The sequence below is a fragment of the Streptomyces aculeolatus genome, from assembly GCF_020400605.1.
GTDB lineage: Bacteria > Actinomycetota > Actinomycetes > Streptomycetales > Streptomycetaceae > Streptomyces > Streptomyces aculeolatus.
Window position 1 is genome coordinate 344,676 of sequence record NZ_JAINRD010000003.1, and the last position, 18,201, is coordinate 362,876.

An 18,201-nucleotide genomic window follows, 5' to 3' on the forward strand; every position below is an offset into this window, starting at 1 on the left:
GAGCCACGGTACGCGGTCGGACGAAGCGGTGAAACCCCTGTGGATACGTACAGAGGTCTAGACCTCACCAACTCCCCCGGAACGCCCCGCGACCAGCCATTTCAACGGCATCCCCGCCTCTGCGCCAGCCGGAGCAAGCACGACCGCGGCGACCTGCCCGGAACCCCGGCGTCCGCCCCGGTGTCCGCCCGGTGCCTAGTCGCCGTGCCCGAGTTGGAGGTCCCGCTCCGTGCGGCCGCCGCCCTCCACCCGCAGCACCGTGGCCACCGGCGGGTACCCCGCCGCGATGACGGTGTACTCGCCCGCCGACAGGTCGACGAAGCGGAACGCGCCGTCCGGGCCCGTGGTGCCGGTGTCCACGACATTGCCGGCGGCGTCCAGCAGGGTGACCCGGGCGTCCTCCACCGGCCTGCCGCCGTACGCCCGCACCGTGCCGCGCAGCACCGCGCCGCCCGCCAGCTCGACGTCCTGCCGGGTCTCCCGCGCCGCCTGCACCGAGACCGGCAGCGCCGCGGGCCGGAAGCCCGGCGCGGTGGCCGCGAGGGTGTACTCGCCCGCGACCAGCTCCCCGATGGCGTACGAGCCGTCGTGGCTGCTGCGCGCGGAGGCGACGACCTCCCCGCGCGCGTCGGTGAGCGTGACGACGACGTTGCCCAGCGGCGTGCCGTCGGCCGCCGCGACGGTCCCGCAGATGCGTCCCGCGCCGCCGAGCACGAGGTCCAGCTCCACCGGCCGGTCCCCCACGGTGACCGTCACCGCCTGCGGCTGGTGCCCGCCGGCCGCGGCCACCAGGACGTACGAGCCGGCGCCCGGCGTGGGCAGCACGTACCGGCCGTCGTCGCGGCTGGCGTCGCGGCCGACCTGGCGGCCGGCGCCGTCGATGAGCGTGAGCGCAGCGCGCGGCACGGTGGTGCCGTCCTGGTGCTGCACGCTGCCGCAGACCGGCACGCCGGCACCCGCCGGGGCGGCGGCGCGGGCCGTGGGCACGGTGGTGTCGACCGCCGGGTACTCGTCCGTGGCGGGGCCAGGCCCCGGGAGGTTCTGGGACACCAGTGGTCTCTCCTTCAGCAAGAACGCGAACACCACACCGAGAACGAGCACGGGCACCAGGTACAGGAAGATGCCCGGCATGGCCTCGGCGTAGGCGCGGATGTAACCGTCGCGCAGCTCGGCGTCGAGCGCGTGGACGGCCTCGGGGGTGATCGACTCGGCCTCCGGCAGCGTGGCGCCGGGGGGCGGCGGGGGCAGGGTGCCGGCCAGTTCGTCGGCGAGGCGGTCGAAGAAGACGGTGCCGAAGACGGCGGTGCCGACCGAGCCGCCGATCTGCCGGAAGTAGTTGTGCGCGCTGGTCGCGACGCCCAGGTCGGCGGGGCGTACCGCGTTCTGCACGGCGAGGACGAGGACGGGCAGGACGAGGCCGAGGCCGACGCCGAGGACGCCCATCCAGATGCTGTACGAGAGCTGCGAGGTGTTCTCGTCCAGGCGGGAGAGCAGCCACATGCCGACCGCGGCGACGGCGCAGCCGACCACCGGGTAGGGGCGGTAGCGGCCGGTGCGGGTGATGAGCTGGCCGGAGGCGATGGAGGCGACGACGGTGCCGATCATCATCGGCAGCATCAGCAGTCCGGACTCGGTGGCGCTGGCGCCGTCGACCATCTGCAGGAAGGTCGGCAGGTAGCTGGCCGCACCGAACATCGCCACCCCCGTCACCACCCCGACCAGGGAGGTGACGTTGAAGATGCTGTCGCGGAAGAGGCGCAGGGGCATGACGGGTTCGACGGCGAAGTGCTCGATGACGAGCAGCAGGACGACGGCGCCGACGGCGCCCGCGCCGAGGCCCAGGATGACGTCGGAGGTCCAGGCGTACTCCAGGCCGCCCCAACTCGTCAGCAGCACCAGGCAGGTGGAGGCGGCGGCGAGGAACAGCCCGCCGAGGACGTCGAGCCGGGGCCGGGCGGCCGGCTTGGGCAGCTTCAGCACCACGCCGGTCACCAGCAGGGTGAGCAGCCCGAAGGGCACGTTGAAGTAGAAGCACCAGCGCCACGACAGCTCGTCGGTGAAGAACCCGCCGAGCAGCGGTCCCGCGACCGACGCGAGCCCGAAGGCCGCACCGATCAGCCCCATGTACCGGCCGCGTTCGCGGGACGGGACGATGTCCGCGATGATCGCCTGCACGCCGATCATGAGGCCGCCCGCGCCCAGCCCCTGGATGGCGCGGAAGGCGATCAGCTGGTCCATGCTGCCCGCGGCCCCGGCGAGCGCGGAGCCGATGACGAACACCACGATGGAGAACTGGAAGACGCCCTTGCGGCCGAAGAGGTCGCCGAGCTTGCCATAGATCGGCAGGCTGATGGTGGACGTGAGCAGATAGGCGGTGATCGCCCAGGACATCCGGTCCAGGCCGTGCAGTTCACCGACGATCTTCGGCAGCGCGGTGGCGACGATCATCTGCTCCAGCGCGGCTAGGAGCAGCGCGAGCATCAGCGCCGGGAACACCAGCCGGACGCGCCGCGGGCTCAGCTCCCCGCCGTCGCCGGTGCCGCCCGCCGCGCCGCGCCCGGACGGCGGTCCGCCCTTCCCGGTACGTCCCGGCCGTCGCGCCGGCTTCGCCGGTCCCGCCGCCGGGCCGGCCGCGGGCACGGTGACCGGCTCGTCGTTCACCAGGGTCGTCCCCACGTGCCAGCTCCCCATCGTCCGCCTGCGCCGGACCATTCTTCGCACCGCCCAAGATCCCGGGGCAAACGCGATTCACTCCCCCGCGGGGCGGTGCGGGAGGGCGCCAACTCTGTTGCCCGGGGCGTCGATCGGGCGCTCATCAGCGGCTTTCGCGTCGCCCCCGCCGAGCAGGCGGGCGTACGGGCGCGCGGGAGGAATCCACCCGAACCGGCGAGCCGCGCGGCGGCCCGTACGGCGCGGCGTTGACCGGGGTCACCCGATAGGGGACTCGACGGGAAGGGAACGTGTGTTCTATTCTCGGCGGCAGATCAACGGGAGGTGCCGATGCGCTGGGAGAATCTGACCGACGAGGCCGCCGACGGCGGCGCGGGCACGGGGGCCGCACCACCGGCCCTCTTCGGCACGGCCGCCGTCGTCACCCGCACGTTCGACACCCCGGAGTTCCGCGGGATCACGTTCCACGAGGTGCGGGCGCGCTCGATCGTCAACAGGGTGCCGGGAGCGTCCCGGATGGCCTTCGACTGGACCGTGAACCCGTACCGGGGGTGCAGCCACGCCTGCGTCTACTGCTTCGCGCGCAAGACGCACGGCTATCTGGACCTCGACACCGGCCGCGGCTTCGACTCGCAGATCGTGGTGAAGGTCAACGCCCCGGAGCTGCTGCGGCGCGAGCTGGCGAGCCGCCGGTGGCGCGGGGAGCACATCGCCATGGGCACGAACGTCGACTGCTACCAGCGGGCCGAGGGGCGGTACCGCCTGATGCCCGGCATCCTGGCGGCGCTGCGGGACTTCGCCAACCCGTACTCGATCCTCACCAAGGGCACGCTGATCCTCCGCGACCTGCCGCTGCTCAAGCAGTCGGCCGAGGTCACGCAGGTCGGGGTGGCGGTCTCGGTGGGCTTCCTGGACGAGGAGCTGTGGCGCACGGTCGAGCCGGGCACGCCCGCGCCGCAGCGCCGGCTCGACGTGGTGCGCACGCTCGCGGAGCACGGCATCGGCTGCGGGGTGCTGATGGCTCCGGTGATCCCGTTCCTCAGCGACTCACCCGGGCAACTGCGCGCCACGGTGCGGGCGGTGGCGGAGGCGGGCGCCACGTCGGTGACGCCGCTGGTGCTCCATCTGCGGCCGGGCGCGCGGGAGTGGTTCATGGCCTGGCTGGAGCGCCACCACCCGCATCTGGTCCGCCGGTACCGCACGATGTACGCGGGCGGGTCGTACGCGCCGAAGTGGTACCAGCGCCAGATCACCCGCCAGGTGCACGAGTACGCGACGGAGCTGGGCATAGGCCCGTCGGCCCCCGGCATCGCGCGCCGCGTCGAGCCCGAGGAAGGTCCCGCGGCGCCGCCGGAGGGCCCGGGGAACACGCAGTTGACGCTCCTGTGACGCCGTGGCGCCTCATGGCGACGGGGTGCGGGGGCCGATGCGGGTGATCGCCGCCGTGGCCGCCCGCCACAGCTGCGGGAAGCCGAGCGCCTCGGAGAGCGCCGGGATCGCCCGCTGGTCGCCCAGCTCGCCCAGCCCCTCGACGCACGCGGTGGCGATCGGCCAGTGGTGCTGCGGCTCGCGCACCAGCCGCTGCAGCGTGCTGATCAGCGCCGGCGCCGACTCCGGTGCGCGGAGCCGCACCAGCAGCCGGATGGCGTGCAGCGCGTACGCGGTGCGCAGCGGGTTCGTCGCCAGGGCCGCCGCGGCCCGCGCCGTGCGCGGGTCGCCGAGCCGGGCGAGTGCGCACGCGGCGCTCTCCGCCCGTACCGGATCGCGGTAGTTGAGCAGCAGCACCAGCGTCTCGAACGCCCGCCGGTCCCCCGCCGTGCCCAGCGCGAAGGCCGCCAGCTCCCGGGCCCACAGCGGCTCGCCCGGCAGTTCCAGCACGCGCGCCAGCTCCTCGTGGGCGGTGGTCGTGCGCTGCCGCGCGAGCGCGGTCATGTGCTCGAACCGCGCCCGCGCGGGCGGGTCCTCCAGCCTGCCGCGGATCCGTTCGGTGAGCGCCAGATACTCCTGGTCCATGCCTCGGCCCCCTGCCTCGCCGGCACTCAGGGTACGTATCCCGCCACCGGTCGGTGACGGGGTCGTCGATCGGGGTTCACTCCAGGTGTGCCCTGCTGCTGGGTACATTCCCTGTACATTCCCTGATTCGCCCCCTGGCGCCCATGGTTACCGACGAGTTAAGCTCGGAGGACGAGCAGCACCCCTGCTCGGGCGGTCTGGTGACGCAGCCGCCGAGAGCTGAAGTCGGTTCGGCAACTGACAGCACGCGCGACGGGCGCTCCGGTGCCCGTGGCGGAACGCCCGGCCCCGGGACAGGGCCGGCCGCGACTCCCGCCGCCGCGCGCCCCGCCGCCCCGCGCGGTTCCCCGCCGTGGGCCCCCGTGCCCCGGCCCGGCCGCCGCGCGCCGCGGCCCCGGCCCTCATCTCCCGCGTCACGACTGGAGTCCCGCGATGGACCGCAGCCCTGTCCCACTCTCCCCCGGGGTTCCCGCGCCCCCCTCGGTTCCCTTCCCCACCGTCGCCGTCGTCGGCCTCGGCACCATGGGCACCGGCCTGTGCGAGGTGCTGGCCCGCGCCGGCCGCGAGGTCGTCGGCATCGACGTCAGCGACGCCGCCGCCCGCGCCTGCGCCGCCGCGCTGGAGCGCGCCACGGACCGTGCCGTCGCCCGCGGCCGGCTCACCGAGGGCGCCCGCGCCGGGGTGCTGGCCCGGCTGCGTACGTTCCCCGACCTGCGCGCCGCCGCAGACGCGGACCTGGTCATCGAGGTCGTGCCGGAGTCGTACGAGCTGAAGGAGCGGGTCATCGCGGAGCTGGACGGGATCGTGCGCCCGGGCGCGGTGCTCGCGACCGGCACCAACGCCCTGTCCGTCACCCGCCTCGCCGCGTCCTCCGCCCGCCCGGAGCGCGTCCTCGGCCTGCACTTCTTCACCCCGGTCCAGGCGATGCGGCTGGTGGAGGTGGTCTCCTCCGTGCTCACCGAGCCGGCGGCGGTCGCGCAGGTCACCGCGCTGGTGCGGGAGCTGGGCAAGGAGCCCGTCGCGGTGGGCGACCGGCCCGGGTTCATCGCCGACGGGCTGCTCTTCGGCTACCTCAACCAGGCCGCGGCGATGTACGAGTCGCGGTACGCCACCCGCGAGGACATCGACGCGGCGATGAAGCTCGGCTGCGGCCTGCCGATGGGCCCGCTGGAGCTGCTCGACCTGATCGGCATCGACACCGCGCGCACGGTGCTGGAGGCCATGTACGCCGCCTCGCAGGACCGGCTGCACGCGCCGGCGCCCGTCCTCGGCCAGCTGGCGGCCGCGGGCCTGACCGGCCGCAAGGCGGGCCGCGGCTTCTACGCGTACGAGGCCCCCGGCAGCGGCACCGCCGTGCCGGACGCCGCGCCCGCCGCCGCCCCGCGCGGCGTGCCGCCGCGGCCGGTCGGGGAGATCGGCGTGGCCGGTTCCGGCACGATGGCCAGTGGCATCGCGGAGGTCTGCGCCAGGGCGGGGTACGCGGTCACGCTCGCCGCCCGCGGCACGGCGAAGGCGGCGGCGGCCAAGGCCCGTATCGCCGCGTCGCTGGACCGCTCCGTCGCCAGGGGCCGGCTCGGTGCCGCGGACCGCGACGCCGCGCTGGCCAGGATCTCCGCCGCCGGCGCGCTGGACGCGCTCGGCGGCGCCGGCCTGGTCGTGGAGGCCGTCGCCGAGGACCTCGCGGTCAAGCGGCAGTTGTTCGCCGCCCTGGACGCGGTCGCGCGGCCCGGCGCCGTGCTGGCCACCACCACGTCCTCGCTGCCCGTCATCGCCTGCGCCACCGCCACCTCCCGCCCCGAGGACGTGGTCGGCATGCACTTCTTCAACCCGGCGCAGGTGATGAAGCTCGTCGAGGTGGTGCGCACGGTCCGTACGGCGGACGACGCGCACGCCACGGTCCGCGAGGTCTGCGGCCGGCTGGGCAAGCACGCCGTGGACTGCGGCGACCGGGCCGGCTTCATCGTCAACGCGCTGCTGTTCCCCTATCTGAACAACGCGGTGAAGATGGTCCAGGAGCACTACGCCTCGCCGGACGACATCGACGCCGCGATGAAGCTCGGCGGCGGCTACCCCATGGGCCCCTTCGAGCTGCTGGACGTCGTCGGGCTGGACGTCTCGCTGGCCATCGAGCGGGTCCTGCACCGCGAGTTCCGCGACCCCGGCCTCGCGCCCGCGCCGCTGCTGGAGCACCTGGTCGCCGCCGGCTGCCTCGGCCGCAAGACGGGCCGCGGCTTCCGCGAGTACGCGACCGCCGCGCGCTGAGAACCGCCCGCCCGTCCGCGGCTCGACCGACCCTCCAGTAGGCGGCGATCCGGGGGCCACGCATGGAGTACGTTCCTTACATGTCCCAGCCTGCGAAGCCCAGCCGTGCCAACTCCAGCACCCAGCGCCTGAAGATGCGCCGCGACATCGCGGCGGCCGCGATGGAGCTGTTCGCGACCAAGGGCTACGAGGCGACGACGGTGGACGAGATCGCCGCCGCGGCGGGCGTCGCGCGCCGCACCTTCTTCCGGCACTTCCGCTCCAAAGAGGAGGCGATCTTCCCGGACCACGACGACACGCTGGAGCGGGTGAAGGCCGTCCTGGACGCCGCGCCGCCGCACGAGTACCCGCTGGACACCATCTGCCGCGGCATCCGCGAGGTCATGCGGATGTACGCGGCCCAGCCCGCCGTCTCCGTCGAGCGCTACCGGCTGACCCGGGAGGTGCCGACGCTGCGCGAGCGCGAGATCGCCTCGGTCTCCCGCTACGAGCGGCTCTTCACCCGCTATCTGCTGGGCCACTTCGACGAGGGCGCCCACCAGGACGGCGACGACGGCCCGCTGCTCGCCGAGGTCGCCGCCTCGGCCGTGGTCACCGCACACAACCACGTGCTGCGCCGCTGGCTGCGCGCGGGCGCGGAGGGCGACGTGGAGGGGCAGCTCGACCGGGCCTTCGCGGTGGTACGGGCCCGGTTCACCGGCGTCGGCCAGCCGCAGGGCCGGGGCGGCGCGGCGGGCGCGCCGGCGGTCGTCTCGGGCGGTGGCGAGGGCTCGGACGTGCTGGTCGCGGTGGCCCGTACGGACGCGCCGCTGAGCGAGGTCATGCGCACCATCGAGAAGGCGCTGAACAAGGGCTGACCTGCTGTTCCATCCCGCCACGGGCTCCCCGGCCGCCTCCGGCCGGGGAGCCTTCGCATGCTCATCCGTGCGTCCGCCCCGACATTTGAGAGAAGTTTTTGACACCGAGTGCCTTGCGAGCTGGCACAGCGTGCCATACGGTACGGGATACCCGGGTGACCGGCGCACGCCCCCGAGCGCGCTCCGGCTGTCCCCGCAAGCCCCCGGCTCGCGCACCCGGCAGGCGCCCCGTCACAGGCGCCGGGCGCCACCGCGCCCGTAGCGCGCACACCGGCCGCACCGCCGGAGCCGAACCGCCGCACGCACGCCGCACGGCTCTCACCCCCGACGTCCCTCAAGCGTTCCCCGACACGCTTCGCCGGAGGCAGCACCATGAACGAGATACTCGCCGCGATCCAGGCAACCGACAGCACCGCCGCCGACTTCGCCTCCCTGCCCCTGCCCGAGTCCTACCGGGCCGTGACGGTGCACAAGGACGAGGCGGACATGTTCGAAGGGCTCACCACCCGGCAGAAGGACCCGCGCAGGTCGCTGCACCTGGACGAGGTGCCGGTGCCGGAACTCGGCCCCGGCGAGGCCCTGGTGGCCGTCATGGCCAGCTCCGTGAACTACAACTCGGTGTGGACCTCGATCTTCGAGCCGCTGTCCACCTTCGCCTTCCTGGAGCGCTACGGCCGCCTCTCCCCGCTCGCCAAACGCCACGACCTGCCGTACCACGTGATCGGCTCCGACCTCGCCGGCGTCGTGCTGCGCACCGGACCCGGCGTCGTCGCCTGGCGGCCGGGCGACGAGGTGGTGGCGCACTGCCTGTCGGTGGAGCTGGAGAGCGCCGACGGCCACGACGACACGATGCTCGACCCCGAGCAGCGCATCTGGGGCTTCGAGACCAACTTCGGCGGCCTGGCGGAGATCGCCCTGGTGAAGTCCAACCAGCTGATGCCGAAGCCCGGCCACCTGTCCTGGGAGGAGGCCGCCGCACCCGGGCTGGTCAACTCCACCGCGTACCGCCAGCTCGTCTCCCGCAACGGCGCCGCCATGAAGCAGGGCGACAACGTGCTCATCTGGGGCGCGAGCGGCGGACTCGGCTCGTACGCGACGCAGTTCGCGCTCGCCGGCGGCGCCACACCCATCTGCGTGGTCTCCAGCCCCGAGAAGGCCGAGATCTGCCGCCGGATGGGCGCCGAGGCGATCATCGACCGCCGCGGCGAGGACTACCGCTTCTGGCGCGACGAGCACGAGCAGGACCCGCGCGAGTGGAAGCGCTTCGGCGCGCGCATCCGCGAGCTGACCGGCGGCGAGGACGTCGACATCGTCTTCGAGCACCCCGGCCGGGAGACCTTCGGCGCCTCCGTCTACGTCACCCGCCGCGGCGGCACCATCGTCACGTGCGCCTCCACCTCCGGCTTCGTGCACGAGTACGACAACCGCTACCTGTGGATGTCGCTGAAGCGCATCATCGGCTCGCACTTCGCCAACTACCGCGAGGCGTGGGAGGCCAACCGGCTGATCGACAAGGGCCGGATCCACCCCACCCTGTCGAAGACCTACCCGCTGGCCGAGACCGGCCAGGCGGCGTACGACGTCCACCGCAACCTGCACCAGGGCAAGGTCGGTGTGCTGTGCCTGGCCCCCGCCGAGGGCCTGGGCGTCCGCGACGAGGAGAAGCGCGCCGAGCACATCGACGCGATCCAGCTCTTCCGCAGCGACCCCCCGCCCGGCCCGCAGCCGCCCGGCCACCCCGGCCGCCGGCGCGCCCGGCGGCGGGCCGTCGAGCACGCCGGGAACGCGTGATGCCGGCCAAGGACCGGCCCTGGCTGATGCGGACCTACGCGGGCCACTCCACCGCCGAGGCGTCGAACGAGCTGTACCGGCGCAACCTCGCCAAGGGCCAGACCGGCCTGTCGGTCGCCTTCGACCTGCCCACCCAGACCGGCTACGACCCCGACCACGTGCTCGCGCGCGGCGAGGTCGGCCGCGTCGGCGTGCCCGTCTCGCACCTGGGCGACATGCGCCGCCTCTTCGCCGGCATCCCGCTGGACCGGACCAACACGTCCATGACCATCAACGCCACCGCGATGTGGCTGCTGGCGCTCTACCAGGTGGTCGCCGAGGAGCAGGGCCTGGACGAGGCCGGCGTCGCGAAGCTCGCCGGCACCACGCAGAACGACATCGTCAAGGAGTACCTCTCCCGCGGCACGTACGTCTTCCCGCCCGGGCCCTCGCTGCGGCTGACCACCGACACCATCGCGTACACCGTCGGGAAGATGCCGAAGTGGAACCCCATCAACATCTGCAGCTACCACCTGCAGGAGGCGGGCGCGACGCCGGTGCAGGAGATCGCGTACGCGATGGCCACCGCGACCGCCGTCCTGGACGCGGTCCGCGACTCCGGCCAGGTGCCGGCGGAGAAGATGGGCGACGTCGTCGGCCGGGTCTCCTTCTTCGTCAACGCCGGCGTCCGGTTCGTCGAGGAGATGTGCAAGATGCGGGCGTTCACCCGCATCTGGGACACCCTCACCCGCGAGCGCTACGGCATCGAGGACCCCCGGCAGCGCCGCTTCCGCTACGGCGTGCAGGTCAACTCCCTCGGCCTGACCGAGGCGCAGCCGGAGAACAACGTGCAGCGCATCGTGCTGGAGATGCTGGCGGTGACGCTGTCGAAGGACGCCCGCGCCCGCGCCGTGCAGCTGCCCGCCTGGAACGAGGCGCTGGGCCTGCCGCGCCCGTGGGACCAGCAGTGGAGCCTGCGCATCCAGCAGGTGCTGGCGCACGAGAGCGACCTGCTGGAGTACCCCGACCTCTTCGACGGCAGCCGCGTGGTGGAGGCGCGGGTGGCCGGGCTGGTCGAGGGGGCGACCGCCGAGATGGCGCACATCGAGGAGCTCGGCGGCGCCGTCGCGGCGGTGGAGTCCGGCTACCTCAAGGCCCGGCTCGTGGCCTCGCACGCGGAGCGGCGGGCCCGGATCGAGTCGGGCGAGGAGAAGATCGTCGGGGTCAACTGCCATACCGAGACGGAGCCCAGCCCGCTCACCGCGGACCTGGACACCGCGGTCATGACGGTCGACGCGGACGTGGAGGCGCGCGTCGTCGGCGCGATGCACGAGTGGCGGCTGTCCCGGGACGAGCCGCGCGCGCAGCGGGCGCTGACGGCGCTGAAGGCCGCCGCGGCGGGTACGGCCAACCTCATGCCCCCGTCGCTGGAGTGCGCCCGCGCCGGCGTCACCACCGGCGAGTGGGCCTGGGCGCTGCGCGACGTCTTCGGCGAGTTCCGCGCCCCCACGGGCGTCGGCGGCGCGCCGGTCGCCGTCCCGGCGGCGGACACCGGCGGCGAGGCCGCGCTCACCGCCGTACGGGCCAGGGCCGCCCGCACCGCCGCGGAGCTGGACACCGGCCGGCTGCGGCTGCTCGTCGGCAAGCCGGGCCTCGACGGGCACAGCAACGGCGCCGAGCAGATCGCGGTGCGCGCCCGGGACGCCGGCTTCGAGGTCGTCTACCAGGGCATCCGGCTGACGCCGGACCAGATCGCCGCCGCCGCGGTCGCCGAGGACGTGCACTGCGTCGGCCTGTCCATCCTCTCCGGCTCGCACGCCCGGCTGGTCCCCGACGTCCTCGACCTGCTGCGCCGCGCCGGCGCCGGCGACGTCCCGGTGATCGTGGGCGGCATCATCCCGGCAGCGGACGCGGACGCGCTGCGCGCCGCCGGGGTGGCCGCGGTGTTCACCCCGAAGGACTTCGGAATCACCCGGATCATCGGCCGTATCGTCGACGAGATCAGGCTCGCGAACAAGCTCGACCCCCAGGAGGTCCCCGCATGAGCCCCGCCCCCAGCCGACCCGACCGCCTGCGGCCGCGGCGGTCCTGCCTCGCCGTGCCGGGATCCAACCCCCGGTTCCTGGAGAAGGCGCAGGGGCTGCCGGCCGACCAGGTGTTCCTGGACCTGGAGGACGCCTGCGCGCCGCTGGCGAAGCCGGACGCGCGGCACACCATCGTGAAGTTCCTCAACGAGGGCGACTGGAGCGGCAAGACGCGGGTGGTGCGGGTCAACGACTGGACGACGCACTGGACGTACCGCGACGTCGTCACGGTCGTCGAGGGCGCGGGGCCGAACCTGGACTGCCTCATGCTGCCGAAGGTCCAGGACGCCGGGCAGATCACCGCCCTGGACATGCTGCTCACCCAGATCGAGAAGACGATGGGCTTCGAGGTGGGCCGCATCGGCATCGAGGCGCAGATCGAGAACGCGAAGGGCCTGGTGAACGTCGACGACATCGCCGCCGCCTCGCCCCGGCTGGAGACCATCGTCTTCGGGCCCGCCGACTTCATGGCGTCGATCAACATGAAGACGCTGGTCGTCGGCGAGCAGCCGCCCGGCTACCCGGCGGACGCGTACCACTACATCCTCATGCGGATCCTCATGGCCGCCCGCAGCCACGACCTCCAGGCCATCGACGGCCCGTACCTCCAGATCCGCGACGTCGACGGCTTCCGCGAGGTCGCCGGCCGCGCCGCCGCCCTCGGCTTCGACGGCAAGTGGGTGCTGCACCCGGGCCAGGTGGCGGCGGCCAACGAGGTCTTCTCGCCGTCCCAGGAGGACTACGACCACGCCGAGCTGATCCTCGACGCCTACGAGTACTTCACCTCCGAGGAGGGCGGCAGGAAGGGCTCGGCGATGCTCGGCGACGAGATGATCGACGAGGCGAGCCGCAAGATGGCGCTCGTGGTCTCGGGCAAGGGCCGCGCCGCCGGCATGGCCCGCACCACCGCCTTCACCCCGCCGGAGGGCTGACATGCAGTTCGGACGCACCTACGAGGAGTTCGAGCCGGGCGCGGTGTACAAGCACTGGCCGGGCAAGACCGTCACCGAGTACGACGACCACCTCTTCTGCCTGCTGACCATGAACCACCACCCGCTGCACCTCGACGCGCACTACGCGGGCGAGGCCACCGACTTCGGCCGCAACGTCGTCGTCGGCAACTACGTGTACTCCCTGCTGCTCGGCATGTCCGTGCCGGACGTCTCGGGCAAGGCGATCGCCAACCTGGAGGTCGAGTCGCTGAAGCACGTGGCGCCCACCTTCCACGGCGACACGGTCTACGGCGAGACGACGGTCCTGGACAAGTGGCCGTCGAAGTCGAAGGGCGACCGCGGCATCGTGCACGTCGAGACCCGCGGCCACAAGCAGGACGGCACCCTGGTCTGCGTCTTCCGGCGCAAGGTGATGGTGCCCACGCAGGCGTACGTCCGGGAGCGCGGCGGCGAACAGCCGGGCCGTCCGGAGCCGGCCGGGCACGGCGGGGGGCAGTGATGGGGCGGCTGGCGCAGACGGAGGGCCTGACGGAGATCCAGCGCGAGATCGTCGCCACCGTGCGCGGCTTCGTCGACAAGGAGATCCTGCCGGTGGCCACCGAGCTGGAGCACCGGGACGAGTATCCCGCGCAGATCGTCGAGGGCCTGAAGGACCTGGGGATTTTCGGCCTCATGATCCCCGAGGAGTACGGCGGGCTCGGCGAGTCACTGCTCACGTACGCCCTGTGCGTGGAGGAGATCGCCCGCGGCTGGATGAGCGTCTCGGGGATCATCAACACGCACTTCATCGTGGCGTACATGATCAAGCAGCACGGCACGGCGGAGCAGCGGGAGCACTTCCTGCCGCTGATGGCCGCCGGGGAGGTGCGCGGCGCGTTCTCGATGTCCGAGCCGGGGCTCGGCTCGGACGTGGCGGCGATCACGTCCAAGGGCGTACGGGACGGGGACGGCGGCGACTACCTGCTCACCGGCCAGAAGATGTGGCTGACCAACGGCGGCACGTCGTCCCTGGTCGCGGTGCTCTGCCGGACGGACGAGGGCCACGGCCCCGACGCGCCCGCGCACCGGTCGATGACGACGTTCCTGGTGGAGAAGGAGCCCGGGTTCGGCACGGTGAAGCCGGGGCTGACCGTCCCCGGCAAGATCGACAAGATGGGCTACAAGGGCGTCGACACCACCGAGCTGATCATGGAAGGGCTGCGCGTCCCGGCCGACCGGGTGCTCGGCGGCCCCGAGGGCGCCGGCCGGGGCTTCTACCAGATGATGGACGGGGTCGAGGTAGGCCGCGTGAACGTCGCCGCGCGCGGCTGCGGCGTCGCCCAGCGCGCCTTCGAGCTCGGTGTCGGCTACGCACAGCAGCGGCACGCCTTCGGCCGGCAGATCGCCCGGCACCAGGCGATCCAGTTCAAACTGGCCGAGATGGCTACCAAGGTCGAGGCGGCCCATGCGATGATGGTCAGAGCGGCACGCAAAAAGGACACCGGAGAACGTAACGACCTAGAGGCGGGAATGGCCAAATATCTCGCTTCGGAGTACTGCAAGGAAGTCGTGGAAGACGCGTTCCGCATCCACGGCGGCTACGGCTTCTCCAAGGAGTACGAGATCGAGCGCCTCTACCGGGAGGCGCCGATGCTTCTCATTGGCGAAGGCACCGCCGAGATCCAGAAAATGATCATTGGGCGGCGACTGCTGGAGGAGTACGGGTCCCAGGGCTGACGGACTGCTTCAGGGGCAGGCGGCAGGGGTGGCGTGGCAGCCGGTCACGAGGTCCCGGCGGGCGAAAGCTCGCTTCGGCTTGCCGAGTTGCCGGTGCCAACCGATAGCATCCCCGACAAGCCGCCGTCCCCCATCACCGCGGCCCCCTCCCGCTACGAAGGTCAAACATGCCCCACAGCCCAGATAACGTTCCGCGCCGCCGGGTCCGCCTGGCGCGCGGTGCATCGCCGTGGCTCCTGCCGACCTTGGCCACCGCCGCCGTCACCGCTGTCCGCGCCGGCCGCACCGGGCGCTGGCCCGACCGGCTGGCCGCCGTGCCCCCCGCCGCGCTGGCGGCGGGCATGCTGTGGTTCTTCCGCGACCCCGACCGCGAGATCACCGACGGCCGGGTCATCTCCCCCGCCGACGGCGTGGTGCAGAGCATCATGCCGTGGCCCGACGGCCGCACCCGGGTCGCGATCTTCATGAGCCCGCTGAACGTGCACGTGAACCGCGCGCCGCTGGCCGGCACCGTCACCTCCGTGGAGCACGTCCCCGGCGGCTACGTCCCGGCGTTCAACAAGGAGAGCGAGAACAACGAGCGCGTCGTGTGGCACCTGGACACCGAACTCGGCGACGTCGAGATGGTCCAGATCGCCGGCGCGGTCGCGCGCCGCATCGTGCCGTACGTGACGAGCGGCACCAAGGTCGAGCAGGGCGAGCGCGTCGGGCTGATCCGCTTCGGCTCCCGCGTCGACGTGTACCTGCCGCAGGGCATCGAGGCCGGCGTGGACGTCGGCCAGGCCACCACCGCTGGGGTGACGCGCCTTGACCGTGATTGATCCGGAGACGAAGGCCGGCTGGGTCCCCGAGGTCGACGAGGACGACGACGACATGCCGCTGTCGACGCGGCTGTCGATCGCCGACACCCTCACCCTCGCGAACGCGACCTGCGGCTTCCTCGCCGTCTACTTCACCACCACCGGCGTGCTCGTCCCGCACCTGATGGGCGAGGACGCCGGGGGTATCGCGCGGCACAGCGCCGCCACCGCCGTGATCCTCATGCTGCTCGCCTCGGTCTTCGACCTCTTCGACGGCCTGGTGGCGCGCAAGCTGCGCAGCTCGGCGATGGGCGCGGAGCTGGACAACCTCTCCGACCTGATCAGCTTCGGGCTGGCGCCCGCGTACTTCGTGCTGGTCTACGGCATGGTCGCCGACGACGCGCACCAGCGGGTCTCCACGGTGGCCGCGGTCGCCGTGGTGCTGGCGGTGGTGCTGCGGCTTGCCCGGTTCTCCTGCGTGACCGTGCGGGACGGCGTCTTCCAGGGCATGCCGAGCCCCTTCGGGGCGCTGACGGTGATCTCGGTGGTGCTGCTGGAGCTGCCGTTCGTGCCGACGCTGCTGGCGATCGTCGGGGTGGCCTGGCTGATGGTGAGCCGGGTGGAGTACCCCAAGCCGCGCGGCCGGCTCGCGGTGGCCACGCTCGTCTGGATCTTCGTGAGCATGACCTGCCTGGGCGCGTGGGCCTTCGACGCGCCGAACGGGCAGCTTCTGCTCCAGACCGGCTGCGCGCTGCAGATCGTGACGGCCGCGACGATCCCGCTGTTCGCCACCGCCCGCCGGGTGAACACCTTCCGCGTCGGCCGCCGCGAGGCGCGCGCCGCGGCGCAGGGCTGAGCCGGGCGCACGCGGGCCGCGCGGCCCGCGGCGTACGGAAAACCGCCGCGGTGGCCGACGGCGGCACACGGCCGCGGCAGCGGACCGCGGCGAACGACCGCGGCCGGCGAGCCGCGGACACGGACCGCACCGTCGCGTCCGGGGGCCGGATCGATCCCCCGGACGCGACGGCTTTTCCGGCCTGCCCGCCCTGGATCGGGGTCAGACGGGCTGCCAGAGCGCGGGGACGTTCGGCGGCTCCCAGCCCGGCAGGGCCGTGTGGGCCTGCAGGCAGCGGTAGCTCCGGCCGCCGTACGTGACGGTGTCACCGGCCCGGTAGGACGTGCCGGCCGACCAGGTGCCGGGGCCCGGGTCGGAGCCGACGGTCAGGGTGTACGTCACCGTGTGCGTGGCGCTGCCGGTGCCGGTCACCGTGATCGGGTACGTGCCGTCGGCGGTCCCGGCGGCGACGTCGAGCGTCAGGGTCGCCGAGCCGCCGGACGTCACCGTCGCCGGGGAGACGGACGCCGTGACGCCGTCGGGGGCGCCGGAGGCGGTGAGCGCGACGCTCTGCGGGTCGCCGCCGGTCGTCGTGGTGCTCACGGTGGCCGTGGCGGAGCCGCCGGCCTCGACGCCGCCGGAGCCGGGCGACAGCGCGAGGGAGAAGTCCGGCGTCTGGCTGCCGCCGCAGTCGGCCTCGCCGGCCGCCGCGGGCACGCCGATGGCGCTCCAGGCCGCCTTGACCGCGTTGCACTCGGTGGCGCCGTAGGCGGCCTTCGCGGAGGTGACGGTCGCGGCGCGCGCGGCGCGGTGGTTCCAGCCGGAGGTCTTGAGCAGCAGCCCGCCCATGAAGATCTTCGCGGCCTTCTGGACGCCGACGCCGGTGACGGAGGAGGGGCCCCCGGCGCAGATCGGGCTGTCCGGCTTGCCGCCGCCGGGGCTGGAGCCCTCGGCGAGCAGGTAGAACCAGTGGTTCTGCGGGCCCGCGGCGGCGTGCACCTCGGTGCCGGGGCCGAGTTGCGGGTAGCAGTTGGGGTCGCCGTTGACCAGCGACGGGTTGTACATGTTGCGGATGGGGCGGGTGTCGCCGTAGAAGCGGGCCTTCTCGCCGACGGTGTAGTCGGGCGGGTCGGCGGGGCTGTTGACGTACGCCTCGGTGATGGCGCCGAAGATGTCGCCGGTGGACTCGTTCATGCCGCCGTTCTCGCTGCCCGGGCCCGCACTGCCGGGGGTGCGGTCGAAGATCTCGTGCCCGTACTCGTGCGCGACGACGTCGATGGAGGTGAGCTGGTTGGTGCCGGTCTGATTGCGGCCGTAGGTGGTCTTGGAGCCGTCGTAGTAGGCGTTGACGACGGTGAGGCCGGCGCGGGCGGGGACGAGGCCGCCGCGGCCGTTCTGGCCGTTGTAGCCGGTCCACTCCTTGAGCATGTCGAACTCTTGCTGGGCCGCGTACATGATGTCGACGCAGGCGGTCTCCAGGTCGTTCGCGCCGCCGTTGCCCCAGGGCGGGGTGGTGTACGGGGCGCCGTTCTGGCCGCCGCACTGGAAGCCGGTGCGGACCGGGTCGGTCATGGAGTTGGCGGCGGTGTCGATCTCGACGGTGCCGTAGTGGTAGCCCTGCCCGGAGGCGTCGCGGACCTGTTCGCGGGTCTCGGCGACCTTGCCGGTACGGGCGTCGACGTACACCTCGCGCACGCTGGGGGCGCCGGCGGCGGTGGTGCCGGTGACGGTGGACTTCCAGATCAGCACGCCCTTGCCGGCCTCGCCGCCCTTGAGCAGTACGCCGAGTTCGGGCGCGGTGGCCTTCTCCGGGTGGGCGACCCGCGCGGTGGCCGTGCGTTCGGCGGCCGCGGCGGAGATCCGGGCGCGCGGGGAGAGCGACAGCTCGGGCGCGGGCGCGGCGGCCACGTCGAGGACGCGGCCGCGGCTGTCGGCGAGCACGACGGCGTCGCCCCCGGTGACCGGCAGCCCGAGGTAGGTGCGTTCGTACGCGGCGTAGTAGAGCCCGTCGTCCCAGGGCGTCACCCCGGTGCGGACGAGTTCCTCGCCAGGGCTGTGGCGCAGCCCGTCGAGACCGCTGACCGCGGCGCGGTCGGCGGCGGCGAGGGCGAGTGCCTTGCCGCCCGGCCGCTCCGGTGGCGGCGGAGCGGCGCTGGTGGTGCCGGTGAAGGCACCGGTCAGGCCGGCGGTCAGGGCGAGTGCCGCCACGACCGCGCCAAGTCTTGTGGACTTCACGTCTGT

The 18,201-nt window shown here is 73.2% G+C and carries 13 protein-coding genes; 10 read left to right on the forward strand and 3 right to left on the reverse strand.

Translation table 11 applies throughout. From position 1 onward, the window contains the following. Positions 1–195: 195 nt before the first annotated feature. Positions 196–2,691 (reverse strand): MFS transporter, encoded by a 2,496-nt coding sequence (locus tag LG396_RS07960; RefSeq protein WP_225794191.1) that lies wholly within the window; start codon positions 2,689–2,691, stop codon positions 196–198. Between the two features lie 309 nt (positions 2,692–3,000). Here LG396_RS07960 and LG396_RS07965 point away from each other — a divergent pair, with 309 nt between their 5' ends. Continuing rightward, positions 3,001–4,059: an Rv2578c family radical SAM protein gene (locus tag LG396_RS07965; protein WP_225794192.1), complete on the forward strand. Its 1,059-nt coding sequence runs from the start codon at positions 3,001–3,003 to the stop codon at positions 4,057–4,059. 12 nt (positions 4,060–4,071) lie between these two features. On the opposite strand, the gene LG396_RS07970 is transcribed toward LG396_RS07965, so the two are convergent. Next, complete coding sequence (locus tag LG396_RS07970) at positions 4,072–4,683, reverse strand: HEAT repeat domain-containing protein (RefSeq protein ID WP_018837082.1); 612 nt, start codon at positions 4,681–4,683, stop codon at positions 4,072–4,074. Between the two features lie 432 nt (positions 4,684–5,115). Here LG396_RS07970 and LG396_RS07975 point away from each other — a divergent pair, with 432 nt between their 5' ends. From LG396_RS07975 to pssA, 9 genes are all read left to right on the forward strand, one after another. Next, positions 5,116–6,945, forward strand: coding sequence for a 3-hydroxyacyl-CoA dehydrogenase family protein (locus tag LG396_RS07975; RefSeq protein WP_225794193.1), 1,830 nt, complete (start codon positions 5,116–5,118; stop codon positions 6,943–6,945). Between the two features lie 80 nt (positions 6,946–7,025). Further along, a complete protein-coding gene (locus tag LG396_RS07980; protein WP_018837080.1) occupies positions 7,026–7,802 on the forward strand; it encodes a TetR family transcriptional regulator in 777 nt (258 codons plus the stop codon). Positions 7,803–8,174: 372 nt separating this feature from the next. After that, positions 8,175–9,593, forward strand: a complete 1,419-nt coding sequence (gene ccrA / locus LG396_RS07985; RefSeq protein WP_018837079.1) for a crotonyl-CoA carboxylase/reductase — start codon at positions 8,175–8,177, stop codon at positions 9,591–9,593. Beyond that, positions 9,593–11,617: an ethylmalonyl-CoA mutase gene (locus LG396_RS07990; RefSeq protein WP_225794194.1), complete on the forward strand. Its 2,025-nt coding sequence runs from the start codon at positions 9,593–9,595 to the stop codon at positions 11,615–11,617. Before ccrA ends, LG396_RS07990 begins: the two co-directional genes overlap by 1 nt. Further along, positions 11,614–12,588 carry an HpcH/HpaI aldolase/citrate lyase family protein gene (locus tag LG396_RS07995; RefSeq protein WP_037746911.1) on the forward strand — a complete coding sequence of 325 codons (975 nt, stop codon included), beginning with the start codon at positions 11,614–11,616 and terminating at the stop codon, positions 12,586–12,588. Before LG396_RS07990 ends, LG396_RS07995 begins: the two co-directional genes overlap by 4 nt. A 1-nt stretch (position 12,589) precedes the next feature. Continuing rightward, positions 12,590–13,108 carry a MaoC family dehydratase gene (locus LG396_RS08000; protein WP_018837076.1) on the forward strand — a complete coding sequence of 173 codons (519 nt, stop codon included), beginning with the start codon at positions 12,590–12,592 and terminating at the stop codon, positions 13,106–13,108. After that, entirely contained in the window at positions 13,108–14,325 is a 1,218-nt protein-coding gene (locus LG396_RS08005) for an acyl-CoA dehydrogenase family protein (RefSeq protein WP_225794195.1), read from the forward strand. The genes LG396_RS08000 and LG396_RS08005 overlap by 1 nt, the downstream gene beginning before the upstream one ends. 167 nt (positions 14,326–14,492) lie before the next feature. Next, positions 14,493–15,146 carry a phosphatidylserine decarboxylase gene (locus tag LG396_RS08010; RefSeq protein WP_026276331.1) on the forward strand — a complete coding sequence of 218 codons (654 nt, stop codon included), beginning with the start codon at positions 14,493–14,495 and terminating at the stop codon, positions 15,144–15,146. Continuing rightward, positions 15,133–15,981 (forward strand): CDP-diacylglycerol--serine O-phosphatidyltransferase, encoded by an 849-nt coding sequence (pssA, locus tag LG396_RS08015; protein ID WP_018837073.1) that lies wholly within the window; start codon positions 15,133–15,135, stop codon positions 15,979–15,981. The genes LG396_RS08010 and pssA overlap by 14 nt, the downstream gene beginning before the upstream one ends. A 201-nt stretch (positions 15,982–16,182) precedes the next feature. On the opposite strand, the gene LG396_RS08020 is transcribed toward pssA, so the two are convergent. After that, on the reverse strand, positions 16,183–18,195 hold the full coding sequence (locus LG396_RS08020) for a M4 family metallopeptidase (protein ID WP_225794196.1): 2,013 nt from the start codon (positions 18,193–18,195) through the stop codon (positions 16,183–16,185). Positions 18,196–18,201 lie beyond the last annotated feature (6 nt).

Coding starts and splice junctions, on each gene's coding strand:
- LG396_RS07980 (WP_018837080.1), top strand. CDS start 7,026: ATGTCCCAGCCTGCGAAGCCCAGCCGTGCCAACTCCAGCACCCAGCGC.
- ccrA (WP_018837079.1), top strand. CDS start 8,175: ATGAACGAGATACTCGCCGCGATCCAGGCAACCGACAGCACCGCCGCC.
- LG396_RS07965 (WP_225794192.1), top strand. CDS start 3,001: ATGCGCTGGGAGAATCTGACCGACGAGGCCGCCGACGGCGGCGCGGGC.
- LG396_RS08000 (WP_018837076.1), top strand. CDS start 12,590: ATGCAGTTCGGACGCACCTACGAGGAGTTCGAGCCGGGCGCGGTGTAC.
- LG396_RS07960 (WP_225794191.1), bottom strand. CDS start 2,691: ATGGGGAGCTGGCACGTGGGGACGACCCTGGTGAACGACGAGCCGGTC.
- LG396_RS08010 (WP_026276331.1), top strand. CDS start 14,493: ATGCCCCACAGCCCAGATAACGTTCCGCGCCGCCGGGTCCGCCTGGCG.
- LG396_RS07970 (WP_018837082.1), bottom strand. CDS start 4,683: ATGGACCAGGAGTATCTGGCGCTCACCGAACGGATCCGCGGCAGGCTG.
- LG396_RS08005 (WP_225794195.1), top strand. CDS start 13,108: ATGGGGCGGCTGGCGCAGACGGAGGGCCTGACGGAGATCCAGCGCGAG.
- LG396_RS07995 (WP_037746911.1), top strand. CDS start 11,614: ATGAGCCCCGCCCCCAGCCGACCCGACCGCCTGCGGCCGCGGCGGTCC.
- LG396_RS07990 (WP_225794194.1), top strand. CDS start 9,593: ATGCCGGCCAAGGACCGGCCCTGGCTGATGCGGACCTACGCGGGCCAC.
- LG396_RS07975 (WP_225794193.1), top strand. CDS start 5,116: ATGGACCGCAGCCCTGTCCCACTCTCCCCCGGGGTTCCCGCGCCCCCC.